This window comes from Photobacterium ganghwense, assembly GCF_017329545.1.
GTDB lineage: Bacteria > Pseudomonadota > Gammaproteobacteria > Enterobacterales > Vibrionaceae > Photobacterium > Photobacterium ganghwense.
The window spans coordinates 2,934,131-2,959,012 of the sequence record NZ_CP071325.1 but is presented as its reverse complement, the minus strand read 5'-3'; the positions used below and the strand labels follow the sequence as shown (position 1 = coordinate 2,959,012).

Genomic DNA, 24,882 nt, shown 5'->3' with positions numbered 1-24,882 from the left:
TAGATAATCAACGCAATGACCGAGTGTATTTGAGAGGTTTTGAATGAGCGATGCTAATTTGCCGCTGAGTTTTTCCGATGTTGCAGCGAATAAAGTCAAATCGTTGATCGCCGAAGAAGAAAACCCGAATCTGAAACTGCGTGTTTACATCACTGGTGGTGGTTGTAGCGGTTTCCAGTACGGGTTCACCTTTGACGAAAAAGTGAATGAAGGTGATTTCACCATCGAAAACAGTGGCGTAACCTTGGTCGTTGACCCTATGAGTCTGCAGTACCTGATCGGCGGCATTGTTGACTATACCGAAGGTTTGGAAGGTTCACGCTTCTTTGTGAACAACCCGAATGCGACCACGACTTGTGGTTGTGGGGCATCATTCAGCGTGTAAGCTGACTGTGCGCCCTGCGCGAGACAAAAAAAACCGCAACCTGATGTTGCGGTTTTTTTATGTCCGGGAAGCGCCCTGTGGCGCCGGGCTGCATATCTGGGAATGCCCTGGTCTAGGGGCTGTGTTTGGGGCGCGCTGGTTTGGACCGCTTAACTGCGGTTTGTCAGTAGCGGGCTGTTATCTGCAATGAACTGGCTGAACTGGTTCAGTTGCGCCATTCGCTCGCGGGCGTGCGCTTTGAAGCGGGTTTTCTCTTTGCCGCTCAGCGAGCGGGCCTGCGGCAGATCCACCGTGCGCGGATTTTTGTGCACGCCGTTGACCAGGAACTCATAATGCAGGTGTGGGCCGGTAACCCGACCGGTGCCGCCGAGAGTCCCGACGACTTCTCCCTGTTTGACCCGATCGCCGGTTTTGACCTTGCGCTTGGTCATGTGCAGGTATTTGGTGATGTAGGTGGAACTGTGGCGGATAAAGACATAGTTGCCGTTAAACTGGTTATAGCCGGATTTCATGACCACTCCGTCACCGGCGGCCCAGATTGGGGTGCCGACCGGCGCGACATAGTCAGTTCCACGGTGTGCTTTCACTTGTCCGGTGACCGGGTGAAGGCGACGAGGGTTGAAGTTGGAGCTGACGTAGCGGAAGTTTATCGGCGAGCGCAGGAAGGCCTTACGCATGGCGCGTCCTTCTGCATCATAGTATTTACCGTCTTCACTACGCACGGCGGTAAAAGTCTGGCCTAAGTTGGTGAAGGTGGCTGCCAGAATATCGCCGCGGCCAATGGGTTCGCCTTCCACCAGCTTTTCTTCAAACAGGACGGAAAAACTGTCTCCGGCCCGAATGTCGAGGGCAAAGTCGATATCCCAGCCAAAAATGCCAGCCAGTTCCATGATCTGGTTGGCGGTCAGTCCGGCTTTGTCGGCGGCGTTCCAGAAGCTGGAAGTGATAATAGCCTGGGCGTAATTAAGCTGGATGTCGACTTGTTTGCTTTCTTTGGCGGAGTAGAAGCTGTCAGCCGTGCGCGTGACGATCAGGCGTTCTGTCGCGCTTTGTGGCTGAACAAGCTGAACTAACTGGTTTTTTTCATCAAACCCGAAGCGAAGGGTTTCACCGGGACGCAGGTTGGCGAGCTCTTTGGTGCCTTCATCAGCGTTGACGAGTTGGTAGAGATCCAGAGGAGAGAGGCCGACTTTATCAAACACCACGGCCAGGCTTTCACCCGGCTTTACCTTATACTCTTTCCAGCGCAAAGCCGGAATTGCCGGTTTTTCTTCCCCGGCCATCGGTCGAAGCTGGGTGATGTTCAGATCCAGAGCCAGCGGGTAATGTTTGCCGGGTTCGAATTTTCGCTCCGGATGGGCGCTATCCTCGGTGCCCGGCCACAACAGCAACAACCCCATAAACAGGGTAATCACTGTGATTGAGACTTGGTGCATCCTTGGCAGCCGGCGCAGTATCGTTAATAGCATTAGTGATTTTTTTGTGTATTAGGAAAAAATAAATCAACCTGTAGTCTAACTGGTTTCAAAAAACATCGCTATTCAAGTAATATTGACGATTATTACTTTTTTGCCAATTCTGTGGGAGCGAACAAGAATGGCCAGTATTGAACAAGCATTAGCTGAAATTAAGCGTGGTGTTGATGAGCTGATTCCGGAAGAAGAGCTGATTGCCAAGCTGAAAGAAAACCGTCCACTGCGCATCAAGCTGGGTGCCGATCCGACAGCACCGGATATTCACCTGGGCCACACTGTTATTCTGAACAAGCTACGTACGTTCCAGGAACTGGGCCATGATGTGACGTTTCTGATCGGTGACTTCACCGGGATGGTCGGCGATCCAACCGGCAAAAACACCACGCGTCCGCCGCTGACACGCGAAGACGTACTGCGTAATGCTGAAACGTACAAAGAGCAGGTGTTCAAAATCCTGGATCCGGCGAAAACCAAGATTGAGTTCAACTCGACCTGGCTGTCCGAGCTGGGCGCAGAAGGCATGATTCGTCTGGCGGCTAACCAGACGGTTGCTCGCATGCTAGAGCGTGACGACTTCAAAAAACGTTACACGGAAGGCCGTCCAATCGCTATTCACGAATTCATGTACCCGCTGCTGCAGGGCTATGACTCGGTGGCGATGCACACTGACGTTGAGCTGGGCGGTACCGACCAGAAATTCAACCTGCTGATGGGCCGTGAGCTGCAAAAAGCCAACGGTCAGAAACCACAGGTTGTACTGACGCTGCCACTGCTGGTCGGTCTGGACGGCGTGAAGAAAATGTCTAAGTCGGCTAACAACTACATCGGTGTGGCTGATGCGCCAAGCGAAATGTTCGGTAAGATCATGTCGATTTCTGATGACCTGATGTGGAACTACTACGAGCTGCTGTCTTTCCGTCCGCTGGAAGAAATCGAGCAGTTCAAAGCAGACATCGCAGCAGGTAAGAACCCTCGTGATGTGAAAATTCTGCTGGCGAAAGAAATCATCGCTCGTTTCCACTCTGAAGCGGATGCTGACGCGGCAGAGCAGGAGTTCATCAACCGCTTCCAGAAAGGTGCAATGCCAGATGAAATGCCGGAATTCGAGTTTGAAGCCGGAATTGCCATTTCTAACCTGCTGAAAGACGCTGATCTGGTGAATTCAACGTCTGACGCACTGCGTATGATTCGTCAGGGCGCGGTGAAGATCGACGGTGAAAAGCTGGATGATACCAAGCTGGTTCCAGCGGCTGGTACGAACGTATACCAGGTCGGCAAGCGTAAATTTGCCCGTGTTACCGTAAAATAATTCCGATTTATACCCGTGACACACCACAAAGGCGCCTCAGGCGCCTTTGTTTGTTTATGCCTCCGGATAAATGCAAAAGCCGGAAATGGCTTCAGCTTCAGCTACATCAACTGCGATAAGACAGGTTCTGGGGCCAATTAGCTGTCTGTCGCTTGGGCACACTGTCGGGCAATGACTTGCTGTGCTGCCAGTCTCGCGACACGGCTGCCCAGATGGCGAACTGTGGCTAAATCCTGAGCATGAACCGTCCCTTCCGGTGCATGGGCTGAACTGCCGTATTGGACACCAAGGCGGTTGATTGATTTGTCGGTATAGCTGAAGGGCATATCCATTCCCACCCATAACATGCCATGTTGGCACGCCAGAGTGATCAGAGACTGCAGGGTACTCCCTTGCTCGCCATTGAAGCTACCGCCGACGGTAAAACCTGCGGCCAGCTTATCGCGCCAGTGTTGCTGCTCCCAATTTTCACTGCTGGCATCGGCGAAGGCTTTAAATTGAGCCGCCGGTCCGCCCATGAACGTCGGGGTACCAAAGATGATCGCATCGGCATTGGCCAACGCCCTGAATAACGCCGGATCGCGAAATCGGCCGTTGAGGATGCGCTCCCCCCGGATCGGATAGAGCGTCGCGTGTGCCCCTGGCTGTTGGCTGATTCCCGCCGCGCACGCCTGGGCTAATTGTTCGGTACAGCCGGATTGGGAAAAGTAGACAATAAAGACTGAGGTCATGGGTTCTCCTTGGCAAGTCGCCTCATGATAGCGGCCGGGTATTCCGGCAACGAAAAATGGTGATACAGGTACTGGCAGCTATAGATCAGCTTGATAGTGTGATCATCATCGCTGGTGCAGGTTTGCGCCTGCCAGTGGGCCCACTGTAACGGCGGACAATCCCTAATCGAGACTGGAGGCGCAGCAGTCCCGGCAACCCCCAACGCAGCGACGAAGGCCTGCCAGTAGTAGCGTAGCGCCAGCGCTGGCTCAGCGAGGTAAGGCTGCAATTGGTGCAGGGCCTGAAAACCGGTAACCCCGTGCAGCAGGGTGAAATTGTTGGTGGCAAGATAGTGACGGATCGTGAGCCGGGCGACCAGCGGCTCGTTTAGGTCGGCCGGAGTGACGGCAAGCGATGCAAATTCGGGCAGGCTGCTGAGTTCAGCGATCCGATCGACAATGAGGCCGGGCTGATATGAGTGCGCGGCAAAGTGATGCTGCACAAGACGCAATTGCTGCTCGGCCTGTATCGTCTCACTTTGGTGCAACGCCCCCAGGGTTTGGTATTCACTGGCCCAGTAGGCCAGGGCAATGGCCACTTCGTCGGGATCTTGCAGGGTAACGCCGTAGCTGAGGCGGATCACCCCATGAAAAGCGGCGCTGATCAGCCCTGGCAGTAGTTCGGGCAGGGCATGGCGCACGGTTTGCTCAATTCCCTGCTGGTGGATTTGCCTGCGATAACGGGACAGAAAGCGGCCGAAATCGGCCCTGTTGCCGAGTGTCGGCGTTTGTGCATCGGTGCAGGCCGGACGCATGGGCACCAACTGGCCGGTATAGTGGTGATAAAACGCATCCAGTTGGTTCTCGGACGCCCCCTGAAAAGCCAGGGCGGCCAGCGCCATTGGCAAGTGGTTGGCCAGACCGCGGCCGTAGACAGGATCATACCGTTGCCCTTGACGAATCAGTTGCAAGCAGTGCTCAGAAATAGGATGAAACATGCCTTTCTCCTGGTTGCCGTAAACAGAAAACGGATGGGTACTTTGGTTATAGGTGATAGTCGTTGCGCTGGGCGGGATCGTCACTGAGGTATTCGACAAACTCCCACTCAATGCCGTTGGGATCCCAGAAGTAACAGCGTTTTCGCCACGGGTGTGTGGTTTCGATGTCATTTTCCTGATAACCGGCAGCCAGTAAGCGCTGTCTGACGCCGTTAACATCCTGCGTGACCAGACCGATGTGATTGATTCCGCTGTCGAGGTAAGGCGCACGATCGATCTTGTCGCGATTCACGACATCCTGCAGGGCCAGGTAAGTGTGTTCAGTGCCAATATGGCACCAGCGATAGAGCTCGCTCTGACCGCGATGTCGGACAGAGAAACCGGGCAGGGCGGTTTGCAGAAATGCGATGCTGTGGTCAATGTTGCTGACGGTGAGATTGGCGTGTTCGACATACGGGACGTGATCAGTGCTCATGTTGCCTCCTGAAGTATATTGCGTATGGTTTTAGTAAAAGCATATTAGTAATGTTTTTGATTTACTAATAGGATAGGCGGTGGTGTAGATAAATAAAGTTTTTTGTTTATTTAATTGGTGTGGGACGTAAAAAAGACCGCCTGTTTGGCAGTCTTTTTATGTATGGGTGCAAAAACTGAGGCTATTTTGCCGGCTGGATCAATTTCTTAAGGCGAAGGTTGGCAATGACAGGTGCCAGCGGATAGCGGCCAGTCGAATGCTTAGGGTGGTGATGACGCCGACCAGCGTTGCCAGTGCGGTTTCCACGCCCATTATCAGCGCCACCGTGTGCACAATTCCCCCAAGAATACAGGCGGTCGCATAGACTTCGGTACGCAGAACCATCGGGATTTCGCGGGCAAGCACATCACGTATCACCCCACCGCCACAACCGGTAATGACCCCCATAATGACCGCGACCATCGGGGTGGCACCAAAGCGCAGGGCTTTCTCGACGCCAATCGCGACAAATACGGCAAGTCCGATGGCATCTGCAACCGGCAGGATATACCAAGGCATTTGCCGCGGGCGCCGGATTGCCACCATGCTGATGAGGCAGGTAATAAAGATCACCCACAGGTAGTTGGTATCGGTGATCCAGAAGACCGGCGTTGCGCCGAGCGCCATATCACGGATGGTACCGCCGCCGATAGCCGTGACGCTGGCCAGTACCACGACCCCAAACGGGTCCATCCGGAGACGGCCAGCCAGCAAAACGCCCGAAGCGGCAAACACGGCCGTTCCGAACATATCAAGAATGTAGATAAGCATGGGGTTACTCGCCTGCGCAAAGTCAGTTAAAAAACCGCGTGATTGTACGAGGAATCGTTCGCCGCACAACCGGATACATTGGCTTTGTGAGTGTTGTCACATAACTTTAACAAGGCTCAGTGTGGCTGCTGGCGAACCTTATCCAAGTAGTGGCATACCTCCTGGGCCGCTTTAAGCGTACGGGGGGTCGGGCGGTTCAGCCAGTCGGAGGTCAGAAAGAACAGATTACCGCGGGCAACGGCCGGTAATTGTTGCTGCCACTTGTTCCAGCGCGCCAGTTGGCTGCCCGCATGGTTGGTGCCAAAAATCACTTCCGGCTGGCGAATAATGACTTGCTCTTCGGAGACCTGCGGGTAGGCTGCCGGACTGTCTGCGAACACATTTTGGCCCCCGCACAGGGCAAAAACCTGACTTGGCCAGCTTTCGCCGGACAGGGTGATCATCGGGGCATCGCTGAGCTGATAAAAGTATTTCACCGGGCGTTGGGTCTGGTGGCTTTGCTGCAGTGCGTTTAACTGCTGGCGGAAATCGGTAGCGGCCGCGTTCGCCTGCTGCGGGGAATCGGCATACTTGCCGAGGGCCTCCAGGCTGGTGGCAATGTCAGTCAGTGTCTTCGGATTGGAATAAAAAACGGTGAAGCCGAGCTGCTCCAGTCGCTCCATCTCCCGGCTCGGATTACCGCCCTGCCATGCCAGAATCAAATCCGGTTGCAGAGCCACGATACGTTCCAGTTTAATGCCGCGGTAGTTGGCGACCCGCTCCAGGGCTTTGGCTGCTTCCGGGTAGTCACTGTAGTCGCTGGCGGCAACCAGTTTATCGCCCAGCCCTGCAGCATAGGCCAGTTCGGTGGTGTGGGGGGACAGACTGATCACCCGCTCCACAGCGGCGGTCGCGGTTGCTGCGCTGAGCAACAGAAAACAGAAAGCAAGCAGACGCACTCAGAACATTCCTTGAGTCAGAAGTAGTAACAGGCTTTGCAGGATCACCCAGCCAATCAGGCGTTGGTTAACCAGTCGATCAATCTGGGCAAGGTGCAGCGCGGCGGGGGAGATGGGGCCGCCCAGGCGCGGACGCTCCCGCTTGATCGTATCGTAAATGGCCGGGCCACCGAGAGAGAGCGACAGTTTGTGTCCGGTTGCCACCAGTAACCAGCCCGGACCGGGTAGCAGCCAGGCTTCTCCCTGACTGGCGAGCCCGCGCCAGGCGACGCGCACGTTTTGGCCGAGGCTGATCAGGACGGCAAACAGGCGAAGCGGGACGATATCCAGCAGCGCCAGAATTCTTACTGCCGGCAAGCCAAACTGGCGATATTGCTGTCGGCTTGGCGACCACACCCGCGCCAGTGACACCGCCAGCCGGTAGAGAATGGCGCCGATGCCGCCTGCAATGCCAAACCAGAACAGCACGCCTGCGACCAGACGGCCGTATGCCAGCAGTTGGGTTTCCGCACCGGCTTTACCCAGCCCCAGCAACGACAATGAGTCGGTGTGGCGGTTGATACGGGTGGAGAGTAGAAAGCGGCAGCCTTGCTTGTCTTCCCGGCTGTAATGCCGGATAAAAGCCTGACTGAATTGGCGGGTGTTGCGCCAGTCTAGCGCAATCCAGAGCAGCAGCAGGTGAAAGGCCGTTTCTATCCATACCAGCTGGTAGAGGCAAATCAGCAGTACCAGCACGGTCAGCCACATTACGCTCCAGGCCAGCGCACCAGCCAGTTGTTGCTGGCGGGGGGCGTCATCAGGGTGGTTGACTCTGTCAGCTATGGCGCGGGCCAGTTGCTGCCATATTTGCAGCGGATGAAGGGCGGCGGGCAGGGGGAGCAGCCATTGCAATGCCAGGGCACCCCACAGTGCCAGGAGGTAAGGGGATGCGGTCAGCAGGGCAATGGCTTCGTTCATTATTGGCTCAGAATCTCAGCCATTTTGCTGACCATGGCTGAAGAACTTTTCGCGGCCAGTGGCAGGAATTCTTCAAAGCTCATTGGCGATTCTTTATCCGCGACATCTGAAATCGCACGGACAACGACAAACGGAACGTTGAACTGATGACAAGCCTGAGCAATAGCTGCGGCTTCCATTTCGACGGCAACGACTGACGGGAAGTGTTCTCGGATGAAGGCCTGTTTGTCGGCTGAGCAAACAAAAGCATCACCTGTACAAATCAGACCGCGTACGGCGTGGATATCCCCCATTGCTGCCAGGGCTTTTTCTGCCACGGCCATCAGTTTTTCGTCGGACTGGAAAGCGGCTGGTTGCTGTGCCATCTGGCCAATTTCGTAGCCAAACGCCGTTACGTCAGCATCGTGGTAGCGTACTTCCGTTGAGATAACCACATCACCTACATTCAGTGAGCTGTCGAAACCACCGGCTGAACCTGTGTTCAGTACGACATCTGGCTGGAACACTTCCAGCAGAACGGCTGTGCCAACAGCGGCTGCCACTTTACCAATGCCAGACTGAAGCAGAACCACATCGGCGCCGTTCAGCGTCCCGGTGTAGAAGGTACAGCCTGCTTTCTGGTGAGTTTCACAGTTTGCCAGTTGCGATTTCAGGATCGCAACCTCTTGCTCCATCGCGCCAATAATGCCGATTTTCATCAATAGGATCTCTTGCTGGTGAACAAAGGCTCCCGAATGGGAGCCTGATTAGAATGGTGTGATTGTAACATGAGCGTGGCGGCAATTGCCAAATTGCCGCCCTTGTTACGCCCAGATTCAGAGTTCCAGATAGCTGAGGATACCGTCTGCGGCTTTGCGGCCTTCATCGATGGCGGTCACCACCAGATCTGAGCCCCGTACCGCATCGCCACCGGCAAAGATTTTCGGGTTGGTGGTCTGGTAGGCAAACTCGGCCTGAGCTGGCGCTTTAATGCGTCCCCAGTCATCAAGCGCCACGTCAAACTCGCTCAGCCAAGGCATCGCATGAGGCTGAAAGCCAAACGCCATGACCACGGCATCCGCCGGCAGAACGTGCTCGCTGCCTTCGACAGGCTGTGGGCGGCGGCGACCGGCTTCGTCTGGTTCACCCAGCGCCGTTTTCACCATATTCACCCCAGAGATGTGGCCTTTATCGTTCAGTTCCAGACCAATCGGCTGCAGGTTAAACTGGAATTTTACGCCTTCCTCTCGGGCATTTTTGACTTCCCGCTTTGACCCCGGCATGTTGGCTTCATCACGGCGGTATGCACAGATCACGTTCTTGGCACCCTGACGGACAGAGGTGCGCACGCAGTCCATCGCGGTATCACCACCGCCCAGTACCACCACGTTTTTGCCTTTCATGTCGATGTAATCCGGGCCGCTTTCCAGCCCCATCACCCGGTAGGTGTTGGAGATCAAAAACGGCAGGGCATCGTACACTCCCGGCGCGTCTTCGTTGTCCAGTCCGGCACGCATGTTTTGGTACGTGCCGACACCAAGAAAAACCGCGTCGTAGTCATTGACCAGCTCAGCCAGCGAGACATCTTTGCCGACTTCGGTATTGAGGCGGAACTCCACCCCCATTTCGGTAAAGACCTTGCGGCGATTGATCATGACCTCTTTTTCCAGCTTGAACGACGGGATGCCGAAGGTCAGCAGGCCTCCGATTTCCGGGTAGCGGTCAAACACCACCGGTTTGACCCCGTTGCGGACCAGAATGTCGGCACATGACAAACCGGCAGGGCCGGCCCCGATAATCGCGACTTTTTTGTCGGTCCATTCCACCTGCGACATGTCCGGTTTCCAGCCCATTTCAAACGCTTTATCGGTAATGTATTTTTCCACGTTACCGATAGTGACCGCGCCGAAATCGTCATTCAGGGTACAGGACCCTTCACACAGGCGATCCTGCGGGCAGACCCGGCCACAAACTTCCGGCAGGGTGTTGGTCTGGTGGGACAGCTCCACCGCTTCAATAATCCGTCCCTCATTGGCCAGTTTTAGCCACTGCGGAATGTAGTTGTGCACCGGGCACTTCCATTCGCAGTACGGATTGCCACAATCCAGACAGCGGTCAGCCTGTGCGCTGGCCTGCTGCTGGGTAAACGGCTCGTAAATTTCGACAAACTCAATCTTGCGCACTTTCAGTGGTTTCTTGGGTGGGTCGATACGCGCCACATCAATAAACTGGTATACGTTCTGGCTCATCGGACTCCCTCCCTATTGTGCTTGAACGCGCAGCTCGGCCGCCGACAGGCTTTGGTGACCAAGCAGGGTATTTACATCGGCAGATTTTGGCTTCGCCAGATAGAACTTCGGAATCCACTGGTCAAATTCAGCCAATATCTCCTGAGCCCGGCTGGAGCCGGTGTGTTCCAGATGCTGGTCAATCAGGCCGCGCAGGTGCTCCTGGTGGATTTTCAGCTCTGCCAGTGGCAGGGCTTCAACCAGTTCCGGGTTTACCCGGCCGGCAAAATCGCCGTCTTCATCCAGAATATACGCGAAGCCACCGGTCATCCCGGCCCCGAAGTTCACCCCGGTTTTGCCCAGAATTGCCACGATACCGCCGGTCATGTACTCACAGGCGTTATCCCCGGCTCCTTCAATCACCGCAATGGCGCCGGAGTTACGTACCCCGAAACGCTCCCCGGCCTTACCGGCTGCATACAACTTACCGCCGGTGGCGCCGTACAGGCAGGTATTACCGACGATTGTGGCATCGCTGGACTTGAATGCCGAGCCTACCGGTGGGCGGATCACAATCTGGCCGCCCGCCATGCCCTTACCGACGTAGTCGTTGGCATCACCGGTCAGGTACAGATTCAGGCCGCCGGCGTTCCAGACCCCGAACGACTGCCCGGCGGTGCCGGTCAGGTGCAGGTTGATCGGTGAGGCTGCCATGCCCTGGTTGCCCCAGCGTTTGGCTATTTCACCCGACAGGCGGGCACCGACTGAGCGGTCCGTGTTACGGATATTCTGGAAAATATCGGCTCCGCTGCGGCTTTCGATGGCCGGTAGTGCTTGCTCCAGTAGCGCGGCGTTCAGGGTTGCCGGGTCAAACGGTGTATTAGGCTCGCTGCAGTACAGCGTTTTGCCCGGCTGCGGTTCTGCGGTTGCCAGGATAGGCGACAGATCCAATTTGCTCTGTTTGGCCGTGTAACCTTCCACAACTTCCAGTAAGTCAGTGCGGCCAATCAGGTCAGTCAGTTTCTCGACGCCCAGAGTGGCCAGCAGGTCACGCACTTCCTGGCCGAGGCCGATAAAGTAGTTCATGACCTGATCCGGCAGCCCTTTAAAGAAATCACGGCGCAGGGTTTCATCCTGGGTCGCGACCCCGGTAGCGCAGTTGTTGAGGTGACAGATACGCAGGTATTTACAGCCCAGAGCTACCATGGGCGCCGTACCAAAACCAAAGCTTTCGGCCCCGAGAATGGCGGCTTTCACCACATCCAGCCCGGTTTTCAGGCCGCCGTCCACCTGCAGGCGGATTTTGTGGCGCAGTCCGTTGGCCACCAGTGCCTGCTGGGTCTCGGCCAGTCCTAATTCCCACGGGCTACCGGCATATTTCACAGAGGTGAGCGGGCTGGCACCAGTACCGCCGTCGTAGCCGGAAATGGTGATCAGATCGGCGTAGGCTTTGGCAACCCCGGTCGCGATCGTGCCGACGCCCGGCTCAGAAACCAGTTTGACGGACACCAGTGCATCCGGATTGACCTGCTTGAGGTCGAAAATCAGCTGCGCCAGATCTTCAATCGAGTAAATATCGTGGTGCGGCGGTGGTGAGATCAGAGTGACGCCCGGTACCGCAAAGCGCAGCTTGGCGATTTCCGTCGTGACTTTGTGCCCCGGCAACTGGCCACCTTCACCCGGTTTTGCCCCTTGGGCGACCTTGATTTGCAGGACATCGGCGTTCACCAGATAGTGCGGTGTGACCCCGAAGCGACCGGAGGCCACCTGTTTGATACGCGAGTTACGTTCGGTGTTGAAGCGACGCGGATCTTCACCGCCTTCACCGGAGTTTGAGTAACCGCCGAGGCGATTCATCGCAATGGCCAGCGCTTCATGCGCTTCCGGACTCAAAGCACCGATAGACATTGCCGCGGAGTCAAAGCGTTTGAACAGCTCAGTAGCCGCTTCCACTTGCTCCAGGGCAATCGGGTCGCCACTGGTTTTGAGTTTGAACAGGTCACGGATGGCGGCCACCGGACGCTCGTTGACCTCGCGGGCAAACGCGAGGTAGTCCTGGTAGTCGCCACTGCGTACGGCTTTTTGCAGGGTGCCGACCACATCCGGGTTATAGGCGTGAAATTCACCGCCGTGGACGTATTTGAGCAGACCGCCGTGCTCGATAGGCTTGCGTTTCAGCCAAGCCCGACGGGACAGGTTAAACAGATCCTGCTGAAAATCGCTGAAACCTGCGCCCTGAATACGGCTGGAGACGCCTTTGAAGCACAGATCAACCACTTCACTGTCGAGACCCACGGCTTCAAACAGCATGGAGCAGCGGTAAGAGGCGATGGTTGAGATCCCCATCTTCGACATGATCTTGTACAGACCCTTGTTGATACTGTTCCGGAAGTTCAGCATCACTTCGCGGTAAGGGTGGGTCAGAGCGCCGCTGTCAGCCAGCTTACCCAGTGATTCATAGGCTAGGTAAGGGTAGATCGCGGTGGCCCCGAAGCCGAGCAGTACCGCAAATTGGTGCGGATCGCGTGCTGCAGCTGTTTCCACAATGATGTTGGCATCACAGCGCAGGTTTTGCGCCACCAGTCGGTTTTGGACCGCGCCGACCGCCATCGCTGCCGGAATCGGCAGTTTCTCTGGCGTTACGCCACGGTCAGACAGCACCAGCAGAACGGTACCGTTACGCACCAGCCGCTCAGCCTGATCACAGACATCCAGAATCGCTTGCTTCAGATCTTTCTCGCTAGGATCGAAATTGATGTCGATGATGCTGTTGCGATAATGCTGATCGTCCAGCTCCAGCAACTGTACCAAATCTGAGTACAGTAGGACCGGTGAGGCAAAGGCTACCCGATATGCGTGACCGTCGGTTTCGCAGAAGACGTTCATCTCGCGGCCGATACAGGTGGCCAGCGACATCACGTGTTTTTCCCGCAGCGGATCGATTGGCGGGTTAGTGACCTGGGCAAACATCTGGCGGAAATAATCAGTAACCGCGCGCTCTTTGGACGAGAGCACGGCCATCGGGGCGTCATCGCCCATGGAGCCAGTTGCCTCCTGACCTATCTCGCCCATCACTCGGATGACCTGATCCAGCTCTTCCCGGCTGATGCCGAACAGCTTCTGGTAGGTCGACAACTCGTTGTCGCTCAGCGAACGGCTGCCAACCTGATCGTCGCCGAGATCTTCAAACGGCACCAGACGCTTAACGTGGCTGTCCATCCACTCTTTATAGGGATGGCGTTCCATCAGATCATTATCGATGTCATCAGAATGCCAGATCTTGCCGAACTTGGTATCGATTACCAGCAACTCGCCCGGGCCAACGCGGCCTTTTTCAGCCACTTCATCCGGAGCGTAATCCCAGATCCCGACTTCCGACGCCAGGGTGATCAGTTTGTCTTTGGTGATCACATAGCGCGCCGGGCGCAGGCCGTTGCGGTCTAGGTTACAGGCCGCGTAGCGACCGTCGGACATCACGATCCCGGCCGGGCCGTCCCACGGTTCCATGTGCATGGAGTTGAAATCATAGAAAGCGCGCAGCTCAGGATCCATGTCCGGGTGGTTTTGCCATGCTGGCGGGACCAGCATTCGCATGGCGCGGAACAGATCCATCCCGCCGGACAGGAACAGCTCCAGCATGTTATCGAGGCTGGAGGAGTCCGAACCGGTCTCATTAACGAACGGCGCGGCATTTTGCAGATCCGGCAGCAGCGGCGAGGCGAATTTATATGCCCGGGCGCGTGCCCACTGTCGGTTACCGGCAATGGTGTTGATTTCACCGTTATGCGCCAGATAGCGGAACGGCTGTGCCAGTGGCCAGCGGGGCTGGGTATTGGTTGAAAAGCGTTGGTGGAACAGACAGATAGAAGACTCCAGACGGATGTCGCCTAAGTCTTTATAAAAGCGCGGCAGGTCCGCCGGCATGCACAGGCCTTTGTAGACCGTGACTTGCGTTGACAGGCTGCAGATGTAGAAATCCGGGTCGCTGCTGATGCGTTTTTCGATACGGCGACGGGCAACGTATAGGCGGCGATCGATATCGCGCGGCTTCCAGCCGGCCGGGGCATTGACAAAGACCTGCTCGATGTTCGGCAGATTTTCTGTCGCAATCGGGCCCAGAACTTTCGGGTTGATAGGCACTTCACGCCAGCCCACCAGCGACAGGGTTTCTTTGGCCAGCTCTTCATTGATGATGGTACGGGCCTGTTCGGCCAATACCGGATCCTGACTGAGGAAAACCATCCCCAGCGCAAATTCGCGTGAGAGTTTCCAGCCTTTTTCTTCGGCGATAATTCGGTAAAAACTATCGGGCTTCTTCATTAAAAGTCCGCAACCGTCACCCGTTTTCCCGTCGGCGGCAATACCACCACGGTGGGTCATTCGGTCAAGAGCGGAAATCGCGGTACGTACAAGCTTGTGGCTGGTTTGTCCTTCTATATGGGCGATTAGCCCGAAGCCACAGTTGTCCTTATCCAGCGTTGGGTCATACAGTGTCATTGCAACTCTCCCTAGCATCTGCCTGAATAAGCAGTGTTACTGCATTTTTTTGACAGTCATCCTGACCGTCCAAAACTTACCTAAGCACTGTTTCCTTTCCACGTTTTTATTGTTGTTCAGGTACGGCTAAAGGTATTCATGTGCTTCCAGCGACCTTTCACGTTAACGGCTAATTACAGAAAGGTCAAACATTGTTCGCGGGTTTAACAAACCGTTAATATTTGGTGCGCGGGAAGCAAAGAATGCGACGGAGTTAACAAATTGAAAGTGAATAAATATGACGTTCAGGAAAACGAAAAGCATAAAAAACCGGCCTGGTTAGGCCGGTTTGTTTTATATGCTACAAATACTGATTTTGGCAGCGATTCTGCCCTTAGGCAGAAAGCATCAGGGAGTCGGCTTTCGCTTCCAGATTGCTGTTACCCATCAGGTAAGCATCAATTTCACGGGCGCATTCACGTCCTTCATTGATACAGCGGACGACCAGCGATTGGCCGGTTCGCATGTCACCGGCGGCAAAAATGCCTTTCTGGTTGGTGGCGAAGCCTTGGGTGGCCACGTTGCCGCGTTCATCCAGGGCGATATCCAGCTGTGCCAGCACCCCGTGTGGTTCCGGATGCAAGAAGCCCATCGCCAGGAAGGCCATATCACAAGGGATAATGCGCTCTGACCCTGGGATTTCCTCAAACCCCGGACGCTCGCCTGGCTTGGCATCCTGCCACTGAATATCGGCAATACGCAGGGCTTTGACATTGCCTGCTTCGTCGCCGATAAACTCTTTGGTCAGGATGTTCCAGTGACGTTCACAGCCCTCTTCGTGAGACGTCGAGGTCCGCAGGATCATCGGGTAAGACGGCCATGGCTGATTCACCGGGCGTTTTTCCGGCGGCATCGGCATGATCTCCACCTGAGTAATGCTGGCCGCACCGTGGCGGTTAGAGGTGCCGACACAGTCGGAGCCGGTGTCACCGCCACCGATGACCACCACGTGTTTGCCTTTGGCATGGATTTCTTCCGTTTTCAGATCCATGTTGTTGGCGCGGCGGTTGTTCTGTGCCAGAAACTCCATGGCAAAGTGAACGCCTTTCAGCTCTCGGCCCGGGATGGGCAGGTTACGCGGAACGGTGGAACCACCGGTCAGCAGCACCACATCAAAGTCCTGACGCAGCTGTTGGGCATTGATGTTCACTCCTACATGCGCGTTGACTTCAAATTTGATCCCGGCGTCGGCCATCAGGTTGATTTTGCGATCAATGATGTCCATGCCGAGCTTGAAATCCGGAATGCCAAAGCGGAGCAGGCCACCCACTTTTTCGTCGCGCTCAAACACGGTAACGCTGTGACCGGCGCTGTTTAGCTGCTCGGCGGCGGCGAGGCCGGATGGTCCGGAACCAATGATCGCCACGGTTTTGCCGGTACGGCTGCGAGGCGTTCTCGGTTTGGCGTACCCTTCACGGTACGCCGTCTCGACAATGGTTTTCTCGATATTACAGATGGTGATCGGATCCTGATTGATCCCCAACACACAACTGCTTTCACAAGGTGCCGGACAGACACGACCGGTAAATTCCGGGAAGTTGTTGGTTGAGCTCAGGATATTCCAGGCTTCTTCCCAGCTGTCGCGGTAAACCGCGTCATTAAACTCCGGAATGATGTTGCCGATAGGACAACCGTTATGGCAAAACGGCACCCCACAGTCCATACAACGCGCAGCCTGCGTGTTGATTTTCTCTCCGAACTCTTGGTTCAGGACAAATTCCTTGTTGTCCTGAATTCGTACGCTCGGGTCAACTTTCTTTGGCAGCTCGCGGCCAAATTCCAGAAATCCAGTAGGCTTACCCATCGATGGCCTCCAACACGTCCTTGTCTGCGACGTCTGCCTCTGCAACTGTCGCTTGTTCTGCTTCCGCTTTGCGTTTCTCGAGTGCCGCTTTGTAGTCGCGCGGCATTACCTTAACCATTTTGCCCAGATTGGCTTCAAAATGTGCCAGGAAGGTCTGTGCGACGGTACTGCCGGTGTATTCCACATGTTTGGTCAGCATGTCTCGCAGCAGGGCCTGGTCGTCACTGTCCAGAGGATCCAAGTCAACCAGCTCAGGGTTGAGTTTGGTCGCGAAGTCGTCAAACTGATCCCAGACATAGGCCACCCCGCCGCTCATCCCGGCGGCAAAGTTGCGGCCGGTCTGACCCAGGATGATCGCCACCCCGCCGGTCATGTATTCACAACCGTGGTCGCCGACACCTTCTACAACCACATGGGCACCGGAGTTGCGCACACAGAAGCGCTCACCGGCCTTGCCGCGGATAAAGGATTCACCGGACGTCGCGCCATAGAAGCAGACGTTACCGACCACGATGTTGTCTTCCGGCACAATGTCGGCGCGGGCATCCGGGTACAGCACCAGCGTACCGCCGGATAAGCCTTTGCCCCAGTAGTCATTGGCATCGCCTTCCACGGCGAACTTGACCCCTTTGGCCAGGAAGGCACCGAAGCTCTGTCCGGCAGAGCCGTTGAACTTGATGTTCATTGGCTGCGGCAGGCCTTTGTCTTTGTAGATCTTGGAGATCTCGTTCGACAACATGGTGCCGGTGCTGCGGTCGGTATTGATGATGTCAAATTCCGCCTCAACCGGTTTGCCTTCATACAGGGCAGGGGCGGCAACCTCGATCAGCTTACGATCAAGCACGTCTTCCAGGCCGTGGTTCTGCTCACGCTGGTTGTAGATGCCGTCTTCGTCACGAGGCTGCTCGATGAACAGCACCGGGCTGAGATCGAGGTTCTGGTATTTCCAGTGGCCGATATTGTCACGAACTTTCAGTTTCTGCGCCTGACCAACCATTTCGTCTATCGTACGGAAGCCCAGTTCAGCCATGATTTCACGCAGACCTTGTGCCATGTAATGGAAGAAGGTTACTACGTCTTCAACGCGGCCATCAAAGCGCTCGCGCAGGGATTTGTTCTGGGTTGCGATACCCACCGGACAGGTGTTCTTGTGACACTTACGCATCATGATACAGCCTTCCACGACCAGCGCGGCGGTGGCGATCCCCCATTCTTCGGCACCCAGCAAAGTGGCAACCGCCAGGTCGCGCGGCGTTTTCATCTGGCCATCTGACTGGACAACGATCCGGTTACGCAGGCCGTTTTTCAGCAGCGTCTGGTGGGTTTCAGCCAGTCCCAATTCCCACGGCAAGCCGGTGTGACGAATTGACGACATCGGTGATGCCCCTGTTCCGCCGTCAAAACCGGCAATCAGGACCACATCGGCTTTGGCTTTGGCAACGCCGGAGGCGATGGTGCCGACCCCGGCTTCGGATACCAGCTTGACGTTAACCCGTGAGGTGCGGTTGGCATTTTTCAGGTCATAGATCAGCTGCGCCAGATCCTCAATCGAGTAGATATCGTGGTGCGGCGGTGGTGAGATCAGGCCGACGCCCGGCGTGGAGTGACGGGTTGCCCCGATCCAGTCATCGACTTTATCTCCCGGTAACTGACCGCCTTCTCCTGGCTTGGCGCCCTGTGCCATCTTGATTTGCAGCTCATCGGCGTTGGTCAGGTAGTATGACGTGACCCCGAAACGACCGGAGGCAACCTGCTTGATGGCTGAGCGTTCCCAGTCACCATTGTCTTTTTTCTCGAAACGCGCCGGATCTTCACCGCCTTCACCGGAGTTGGATTTGGCGCCGATACGGTTCATCGCGACGGCCAGCGTCGAGTGCGCTTCATAGGAAATCGAGCCGAAACTCATCGCCCCGGTAGCAAAACGCTTGAGGATGTGCTCAACCGGTTCAACGTCATCGAGCGGTACGGCACCGGCCGGGTTTTTCACAAATTCCAGCTGACTGCGCAGGGTCGCCGCATGGTCTCCTTGATCATCGACGGTTTTGGCGTATTGTTTGAACTGAGCATAGTCTTTGTTACGGGTCGACTGTTGCAGCAGCGAAATGGTTTCCGGATTGAACAGGTGTTTCTCACCACGCTGTTTCCACTGGTAGACCCCGCCTACATCCAGCATCTGGATAGGCACTTCGCGGGTCGGGTAGCCGACACGGTGACGGATCAGCACTTCTCTGGCGATGTCGTCGATAGTCAGCCCCTGAATACGGGAGACAGTGCCGGTGAAGTATTTGTCGATCACCGTTTTGCTGATCCCCAGCGCTTCGAAAATCTGAGCGCCGTGGTAGGATTGCAGGGTCGAAATCCCCATCTTTGAGAAGATCTTGAGCAGGCCGCCGTTGATCCCTTTGCGGTAGTTTTCAAACAGCGCTTCCGCGGATGTTGCCGGATCCAGCTTGCGGGTACGCTGCAGATCCACAATGGTTTCCGTCACCAGATACGGGTTGACGGCATTGGCCCCATAGCCAAGCAGGGTGGCAAAATGGTGGGTTTCACGGGCGTCACCGGTTTCCACCACGATGTCACACTTGGCGCGCAGACCTTTGCGGATCAGGTGGTGGTGAACCGCTCCCACAGCCAGCATGGCCGGAATTGCCGCATGGTTGGAGTTCACGGCGCGGTCCGTCAGGATAATGATGGAGTAACCGTCGATCACCGCATCTTCCGAGTACTGGCAGATCCGCTTCAGAGCTCGTTCCAGTTTGCCCGGCTCTCCACTGGCGCGGAACACGATATCCAGCGTTTTCGCCTGTAAGTGCTCGTTGTCAATGGCGCGCAGTTTTTCCAGCTCGGCGTTGCTCAGAACCGGGGATTCCAGTTCCACTTTCTGGCAGTGCAGCGGGGTTTCGGTCAGCAGGTTCTGATCTTTGCCCAGATAGGTGTTGAGCGACATCACCATCCGTTCGCGGATTGGGTCAATCGGTGGGTTGGTCACCTGAGCAAACAGCTGCTTGAAGTAATTCGATAAATGCTGGGATTGGTGTGACAGCACAGCCAGCGGCCAGTCGGCCCCCATGGCGGTCAGAGGCTCGTAGCCTGTCTGGGCTAGAGGCACGATAATGTCGTTCACTTCTTCCGAGCTGATGCCGAAGGCTTGCTGGTGATGCAGCAGGCGTTCCGGTGAGGGCTGGTGATGCACGTTCCCGGCATCCGGCAGCGCTTTCAGGCTCAGCAGGTTGTCTTGCACCCATTGCTCGTAAGGTTGAGCCGATGCGATGGTATCTTTCACTTCCTCATCGGAAATGATGCGGCCTTGTTCCAGATCGGCAACAAAGATCCGGCCCGGCTGGAGGCGGCCCCGGAACTGGATATTTTCCGGCACGATTTCCACCACGCCCGATTCTGAGGCCATGATCAGGAAGTCGTCTTTGGTCACGGTATAGCGAGACGGGCGCAGACCGTTTCGGTCCAGCGTGGCCCCAACCTGAACGCCGTCGGTAAAGCAGACCGAAGCCGGGCCATCCCACGGTTCCATCAGGTTGGCGTGGTACTGGTAGAACGCACGACGCTTCGGATCCATGGTTTTGTTTTCCTGCCAGGCTTCCGGGATCAGCATCATCAGTGCGTGCGGCAGGCTGCGACCGGAAAGTACCAGCAGTTCCAGTGCCATGTCGAAGTTGGCAGAATCGGAGCTGCCTTCCTGACAGATTGGCAGCAGCATGTCGATTTCCTGCTGGGTAAACAGGTCGGATTCCAGAATGGCTTCGCGGGCTTTCATCCAGTTCAGGTTACCGCGCACGGTGTTGATTTCACCGTTGTGGGCAATGTAACGGAAAGGCTGAGCCAAGCGCCATTTCGGGAAGGTGTTGGTTGAAAAGCGAGAGTGAACCAGCGCCAGCGCCGTGACCATCGACGGGTTTTGCAGGTCTAGGAAATATTGCGGCACTTGTTCTGTGGTCAGCTGGCCTTTGTAAACCAGCGTCTTGTATGACAGAGAGTTAATGTAGAAATCGTCACCGATATTCGAGATGCTTTCCAGGCACACACGGATGGTGTAATTGCGCAGCACATACAGTTTACGTTCCAGCGCCGCTGGCTCCAGGCTCGGGCCACCGCTGATGAACACATGCTCAAACTGGGGTTCGGTGCTGAGCGGGTCTTCCCCGATCATCGAGTTATCGACCGGCAACACCCGGTAGCCCAGCACTTCCAGATCCAGGCGTTTGGCATTGCGCTCCAGAATGTCGCGGCACTGCTGACGTTTGTATTCATCTTTCGGGAACAGAACGACCCCCACGCCGTACTGATCAAACGACGGCAGACGAATCCCCTGTTTTACGGCTTCCTCCAGGAGGAATTCGTGGGGTTTCTGCAGCAAAATACCGGCACCATCACCACTGCATGGGTCACAACCCTGACCACCACGGTGCTCCATACGGGCAAGCATATCCAGGGCCTGGGTGACAATGTCGTGGGATTTTCGGTTCTTGAGGTGGGCTACAAAGCCGATACCACAGGCATCGTGCTCGAGTTCAGGCACATACAGGCCCTGAGCATTCAGCTCTTGCTCTGTCATAGATACTTCCTTCCAGTTGCAACAAGTACCTTCCGGGCACTTGAGTTATCCCTATGATTATTGTTCCGACCGGCGTCAGCCTATGGTGGACTCCTGTCCGGCTGTGCCGATGGCGTTGCTGTGGGATGTTGTCTGTCAAAGCAAACGAAATGCTGTTGTTCTTTGCTCTGGTATGCAAAAGCACTGACAGCTCTGAGGGTAGGCAACATAAACCGTTACAAAACGTGAGGTTCAGTTGCTTTTATTGTTCATTAATTGCACACAGCTGTAACTATCCTACATTTTTGATTTATTAATTACCAACAAAAATTGGCCCCTGAAAAGCCTGAACGAGGTGCTCTTTGAATAGTTTTGTAATTTAATTTGGCTAAATATTCGATAATGGTTCTCATTTTGCATATTTTTGGAAGGTGTGGGTCAAGTAAGTAAAAAGCCAATAAGGAAGTGGAATGTTCTTTACATTCTTAAATGTAGGTTATTTTCATCTTGGTGAAATGAAATAAAAAGTATCTTTCTTGCTTTGGCACAAGTTTGGAATGTGCTGAGACTGGTACGCTGTGCGGCTCTTTGTTACTCCCTGCAAGCCGAGGAAAAACAGAATGCAACTGCATGAGCTGGTGAATACATTTGGCCAGGATTTACAGCGCCGCTACGGTGAAAAAGTCCATAAACTGACCCTGCACGGTGGATTCAGCTGCCCCAACCGGGACGGTACGATCGGGCGCGGAGGATGCACGTTTTGCAATGTGGCCTCTTTTGCCGATGAGCAGGCCCAGTATCAGCCCATCAGCGTCCAGCTGGCGACGCGCGCCGGAGAAGTGAACCGGGCCCAGCGCTATCTGGCTTATTTTCAGGCATACACCAGTACTTATGCGGAAGTGCAGCGCCTGGAACAGATGTATGAAGAAGCCTTGCGTACCACCGATATTGTCGGACTGTGTGTAGGAACCCGCCCGGACTGCGTGCCGGATGACGTGCTGGCCCTGCTGGCCGGGTATCAGCGGCAGGGCTATGAAATCTGGCTGGAGCTGGGGCTACAGACCGCCAATGATAAAACCCTGAAGCGCATTAACCGCGGTCACGACTTTGCCTGTTATCAGACGATAGCCCGCCGTGCCCGTGAGCTGGGACTGAAAGTGTGTGCTCACCTGATTGTCGGCCTGCCGGGGGACTCCCGTGAGGATAATCTGGCAACGATCGATCAGGTGGTGGCGACAGGCGTGGACGGTATTAAGCTGCACCCGCTCCATATTGTTGAAGGCAGCAAAATGGGGCAGGCCTGGAAAGCCGGCCGTTTGGCAGCCCTGTCACTGGAAAGTTACAGCGCGATTGCGGCGGAGATGATCCGGCGTACCCCGCCGGAGGTGGTGTATCACCGGGTGTCGGCCAGTGCCCGCAAACCGACCCTGCTGGCGCCGGAATGGTGTGAAAACCGCTGGCTGGCGATGACCGAAATCGGCCGTGATCTGAATGTGAACGGCGGACAAGGTGCGGCATTGGGAGCCCCCTTCGACGTTGTACGGGCTCAGCCTCTCAAATAGTGCAATCAGTAGCAAACGGAAGGTTAAGATCTGTGCGGGTTCTGTGTTAGATTACGAGTCACTATGAGCTTTTACTCCGTTGTCATGACGAATTTTCGATGCGCCGCGTTACTCTCATTCCTTTTTCATCACGGGCTGTCTGCTGCGGTCCGATCCCGTCTTATCAGTATTGTCGGCTGGGGACTAACCGGACCGGCCATGGCGGCGCAGCCTGAGTCGTTTGAAAGCTCTGCCCTGCAATATACCTTGCTGCTTCTGGTACTGGTGGTCAGCTGCGGCTTTCTGACCCTGCTGATCAGTTACCTGAGCTCTGTCTCTTTTCGCCGGCTGCACCGTCTGCTGACGGCCATGCCAATGGCTGTCGCGATTGTGCGCAGTAAAGACGGTCAGCTGGTTTATGCCAACCGCGCCTGCCGTGAGCTGCTGGGGGTGCGCAAAATCAATGACCGATATCTCTATCCTGATGCGCTGAGTGCGACCATGCTGTGTGACTTTTTGCGCCCGCTGGCCAGTCTGTCGGAGTTCGTTCATGTCCGTGATGAGCTGCCGGGTGTCGATGGTAAGCCGATTGCTCTCTCTATTTCCGGACAGGCTATTCGCTGCCGGTGGCAGGACTGCTGGCTGCTGTCTATCGTGCCGGACAAGGCCGCACAGAGGAACCAGATCAAGCTGGAGGAGGAGCCCAAACTGTTCCAGCAGGTGCTGAACTCCCTGTCAGAACTGGTGTATTTCCAGAACAATGCGGGCGAAGTGATTGGCACCAATAAGGCGTTCGATCGCTTCTGGCGCGGCCGGTATGACGAAGGTATGGAAAGCATTAAAGAGGTCGGGCGAATCGGCAACAGTGCCAGCCACACCTGGACCACGGCACCGGACGGTACCAGCCGCCTGCTGGAGTCTAACCGCACGCAACTGGTGGATGACAATGGCGGCGTGTTCGGTACCCTGAGTATCAGTCACGATGTGACGGACTGGCATGAAATGCAGGAAGTGCTGAAAAGCGAAATCGAAAAGCGGGAAATCACGGAGCAGGAGCTGGCACAGCGCAACAGCCTGCTCGATACCATCCTCAGCGCCAGCCGTGATCCGATCGGCATGTATAACGAGCAAGGGGTGTATGTTATCTGCAACGAGCCTTTTGCCCGTGCGCTTGGCCATACACAGACAGGGCTTCTGGGGAAAAGTGCCCGGGATGTGCTGACGGGTGAGCAATATGAGTCGTTCTGTCAGACGGATCAGAAGGTGATCAACGAAGGGCGCAGCATCAAAACGGACGATTATGTGGTGCTCGAAGACGGTACGCCGATCTGGTACGAAGTGCTTAAATCGCCATATTTGGATCCGACCGATGGCACCAACGGTGTGCTGGTGATGGCCCGGGATGTGACGGAACGCAAGATGGCAGAGCAGCAACTGGCCGATGCCATCATGGAGCTGCAGGAGCTGAGCTTTGTCGACAGCCTGACCAAAGTGGCCAATCGCCGCAGCTTTGACGAGCAGATGCGTAAACTCTGGTTCAGCCACATGCGGGAGCAGCAGCCGCTGACCCTGATCTTGTGTGACATCGACTACTTCAAGGCGTTTAATGATAATTACGGTCACCAGCAGGGGGATTTCGCCCTGCGTGAGGTGGCGAAAATTTTCAGCAGCGTCATCAAACGGGAAACCGATGAAGTTGCCCGCTACGGCGGTGAAGAATTTGCTTTCTTGTTACCCAATACGGATCTGCCCGGCGGCGAAGTGGTGGCGGCTGAAATTCATCAGGCGCTGGCAGATGTCGGCCTGACCCACCTGTATTCTGAAGTGGATACCAAGCTGACGGTCAGCCTCGGGGTTGCCACCCTGACGCCACAGCCGAATCAGGATTATGGCGAACTGGTTGAAATGGCGGATATTGCGTTGTACAAAGCCAAAGCTGCCGGACGTAACTGCACCATGTCGCTGACCGCGGTGGCTGACCTCGCCGGGGCGGACACGAACCACCGTTGATTAGCTCCCGCGTCTGGTAGGCCTTGGTAACAACCGGCGGACGAGGGGCATTCTCGCTAGTCACTCCATTCTGAAAGACCTACCGGCGAAATTCTCTCCATCTTTACCCACCCCGAGCCACTCGGGGAAGGGATCTCTCGTGCCAAACTGTGAGCCTAAACCGGGTATTCCGTCATGA

16 protein-coding genes are annotated in these 24,882 nt (G+C 55.7%); 4 read left to right on the top strand and 12 right to left on the bottom strand.

Annotated elements, in window-relative coordinates; all coding sequences use genetic code 11:
- Positions 1–43 precede the first annotated feature (43 nt).
- Entirely contained in the window at positions 44–385 is a 342-nt protein-coding gene (erpA, locus tag FH974_RS13360) for an iron-sulfur cluster insertion protein ErpA (protein ID WP_047886429.1), read from the top strand.
- A 149-nt stretch (positions 386–534) separates the two neighbouring features.
- On the opposite strand, the gene FH974_RS13355 is transcribed toward erpA, so the two are convergent.
- A complete protein-coding gene (locus FH974_RS13355) occupies positions 535–1,854 on the bottom strand; it encodes a peptidoglycan DD-endopeptidase ShyC (RefSeq protein ID WP_047886430.1) in 1,320 nt (439 codons plus the stop codon).
- Positions 1,855–1,981: 127 nt separating this feature from the next.
- Between FH974_RS13355 and tyrS the strand changes: the two genes are divergently transcribed.
- Positions 1,982–3,169 carry a tyrosine--tRNA ligase gene (tyrS, locus tag FH974_RS13350; RefSeq protein WP_047886431.1) on the top strand — a complete coding sequence of 396 codons (1,188 nt, stop codon included), beginning with the start codon at positions 1,982–1,984 and terminating at the stop codon, positions 3,167–3,169.
- Between the two features lie 137 nt (positions 3,170–3,306).
- Here the strand turns inward: tyrS and FH974_RS13345 are convergent, their stop codons facing one another.
- The 11 genes from FH974_RS13345 to gltB (FH974_RS13295) form a co-directional block, all read right to left on the bottom strand.
- The gene (locus tag FH974_RS13345) at positions 3,307–3,900 is read right to left on the bottom strand and encodes a flavodoxin family protein (RefSeq protein WP_047886432.1); all 594 of its coding nucleotides are present in this window, start codon (positions 3,898–3,900) and stop codon (positions 3,307–3,309) included.
- The gene (locus FH974_RS13340) at positions 3,897–4,877 is read right to left on the bottom strand and encodes a questin oxidase family protein (RefSeq protein ID WP_047886433.1); all 981 of its coding nucleotides are present in this window, start codon (positions 4,875–4,877) and stop codon (positions 3,897–3,899) included. Before FH974_RS13340 ends, FH974_RS13345 begins: the two co-directional genes overlap by 4 nt.
- 46 nt (positions 4,878–4,923) lie before the next feature.
- Positions 4,924–5,352, bottom strand: a complete 429-nt coding sequence (locus FH974_RS13335) for a VOC family protein (protein ID WP_047886434.1) — start codon at positions 5,350–5,352, stop codon at positions 4,924–4,926.
- Between the two features lie 198 nt (positions 5,353–5,550).
- Positions 5,551–6,162: a TRIC cation channel family protein gene (locus FH974_RS13330; protein WP_047886435.1), complete on the bottom strand. Its 612-nt coding sequence runs from the start codon at positions 6,160–6,162 to the stop codon at positions 5,551–5,553.
- Positions 6,163–6,278: 116 nt separating this feature from the next.
- Positions 6,279–7,100, bottom strand: a complete 822-nt coding sequence (gene btuF, locus FH974_RS13325; RefSeq protein WP_053061902.1) for a vitamin B12 ABC transporter substrate-binding protein BtuF — start codon at positions 7,098–7,100, stop codon at positions 6,279–6,281.
- The gene (locus FH974_RS13320; protein ID WP_047886436.1) at positions 7,101–8,057 is read right to left on the bottom strand and encodes a cobalamin biosynthesis family protein; all 957 of its coding nucleotides are present in this window, start codon (positions 8,055–8,057) and stop codon (positions 7,101–7,103) included.
- Entirely contained in the window at positions 8,057–8,755 is a 699-nt protein-coding gene (gene mtnN, locus FH974_RS13315) for a 5'-methylthioadenosine/S-adenosylhomocysteine nucleosidase (protein WP_047886437.1), read from the bottom strand. The genes FH974_RS13320 and mtnN overlap by 1 nt, the downstream gene beginning before the upstream one ends.
- Before the next feature lie 117 nt (positions 8,756–8,872).
- Positions 8,873–10,285: an FAD-dependent oxidoreductase gene (locus FH974_RS13310; protein ID WP_047886438.1), complete on the bottom strand. Its 1,413-nt coding sequence runs from the start codon at positions 10,283–10,285 to the stop codon at positions 8,873–8,875.
- 12 nt (positions 10,286–10,297) lie between these two features.
- Complete coding sequence (gene gltB / locus FH974_RS13305; RefSeq protein WP_047886439.1) at positions 10,298–14,761, bottom strand: glutamate synthase large subunit; 4,464 nt, start codon at positions 14,759–14,761, stop codon at positions 10,298–10,300.
- Positions 14,762–15,134: 373 nt separating this feature from the next.
- Entirely contained in the window at positions 15,135–16,604 is a 1,470-nt protein-coding gene (locus tag FH974_RS13300; protein WP_047886440.1) for a glutamate synthase subunit beta, read from the bottom strand.
- Positions 16,597–21,174, bottom strand: coding sequence for a glutamate synthase large subunit (gltB, locus tag FH974_RS13295; RefSeq protein WP_207103340.1), 4,578 nt, complete (start codon positions 21,172–21,174; stop codon positions 16,597–16,599). Before gltB (FH974_RS13295) ends, FH974_RS13300 begins: the two co-directional genes overlap by 8 nt.
- Positions 21,175–21,773: 599 nt before the next feature.
- On the opposite strand from gltB (FH974_RS13295), the gene mnmL reads away from it, so the two are divergent.
- Entirely contained in the window at positions 21,774–22,715 is a 942-nt protein-coding gene (mnmL, locus tag FH974_RS13290; RefSeq protein WP_047886442.1) for a tRNA modification radical SAM protein MnmL/YtqA, read from the top strand.
- Positions 22,716–22,778: 63 nt separating this feature from the next.
- Positions 22,779–24,704, top strand: coding sequence for a diguanylate cyclase domain-containing protein (locus FH974_RS13285; protein WP_242551833.1), 1,926 nt, complete (start codon positions 22,779–22,781; stop codon positions 24,702–24,704).
- Positions 24,705–24,882: the final 178 nt, after the last annotated feature.

What these genes read in the sequence shown, in the direction of transcription:
- erpA (WP_047886429.1), top strand. Translation starts at nt 44, where the DNA reads ATGAGCGATGCTAATTTGCCGCTGAGTTTTTCCGATGTTGCAGCGAAT.
- FH974_RS13355 (WP_047886430.1), bottom strand. Translation starts at nt 1,854, where the DNA reads ATGCTATTAACGATACTGCGCCGGCTGCCAAGGATGCACCAAGTCTCA.
- tyrS (WP_047886431.1), top strand. Translation starts at nt 1,982, where the DNA reads ATGGCCAGTATTGAACAAGCATTAGCTGAAATTAAGCGTGGTGTTGAT.
- FH974_RS13345 (WP_047886432.1), bottom strand. Translation starts at nt 3,900, where the DNA reads ATGACCTCAGTCTTTATTGTCTACTTTTCCCAATCCGGCTGTACCGAA.
- FH974_RS13340 (WP_047886433.1), bottom strand. Translation starts at nt 4,877, where the DNA reads ATGTTTCATCCTATTTCTGAGCACTGCTTGCAACTGATTCGTCAAGGG.
- FH974_RS13335 (WP_047886434.1), bottom strand. Translation starts at nt 5,352, where the DNA reads ATGAGCACTGATCACGTCCCGTATGTCGAACACGCCAATCTCACCGTC.
- FH974_RS13330 (WP_047886435.1), bottom strand. Translation starts at nt 6,162, where the DNA reads ATGCTTATCTACATTCTTGATATGTTCGGAACGGCCGTGTTTGCCGCT.
- FH974_RS13320 (WP_047886436.1), bottom strand. Translation starts at nt 8,057, where the DNA reads ATGAACGAAGCCATTGCCCTGCTGACCGCATCCCCTTACCTCCTGGCA.
- mtnN (WP_047886437.1), bottom strand. Translation starts at nt 8,755, where the DNA reads ATGAAAATCGGCATTATTGGCGCGATGGAGCAAGAGGTTGCGATCCTG.
- FH974_RS13310 (WP_047886438.1), bottom strand. Translation starts at nt 10,285, where the DNA reads ATGAGCCAGAACGTATACCAGTTTATTGATGTGGCGCGTATCGACCCA.
- gltB (WP_047886439.1), bottom strand. Translation starts at nt 14,761, where the DNA reads ATGACACTGTATGACCCAACGCTGGATAAGGACAACTGTGGCTTCGGG.
- FH974_RS13300 (WP_047886440.1), bottom strand. Translation starts at nt 16,604, where the DNA reads ATGGGTAAGCCTACTGGATTTCTGGAATTTGGCCGCGAGCTGCCAAAG.
- gltB (WP_207103340.1), bottom strand. Translation starts at nt 21,174, where the DNA reads ATGACAGAGCAAGAGCTGAATGCTCAGGGCCTGTATGTGCCTGAACTC.
- mnmL (WP_047886442.1), top strand. Translation starts at nt 21,774, where the DNA reads ATGCAACTGCATGAGCTGGTGAATACATTTGGCCAGGATTTACAGCGC.
- FH974_RS13285 (WP_242551833.1), top strand. Translation starts at nt 22,779, where the DNA reads ATGAGCTTTTACTCCGTTGTCATGACGAATTTTCGATGCGCCGCGTTA.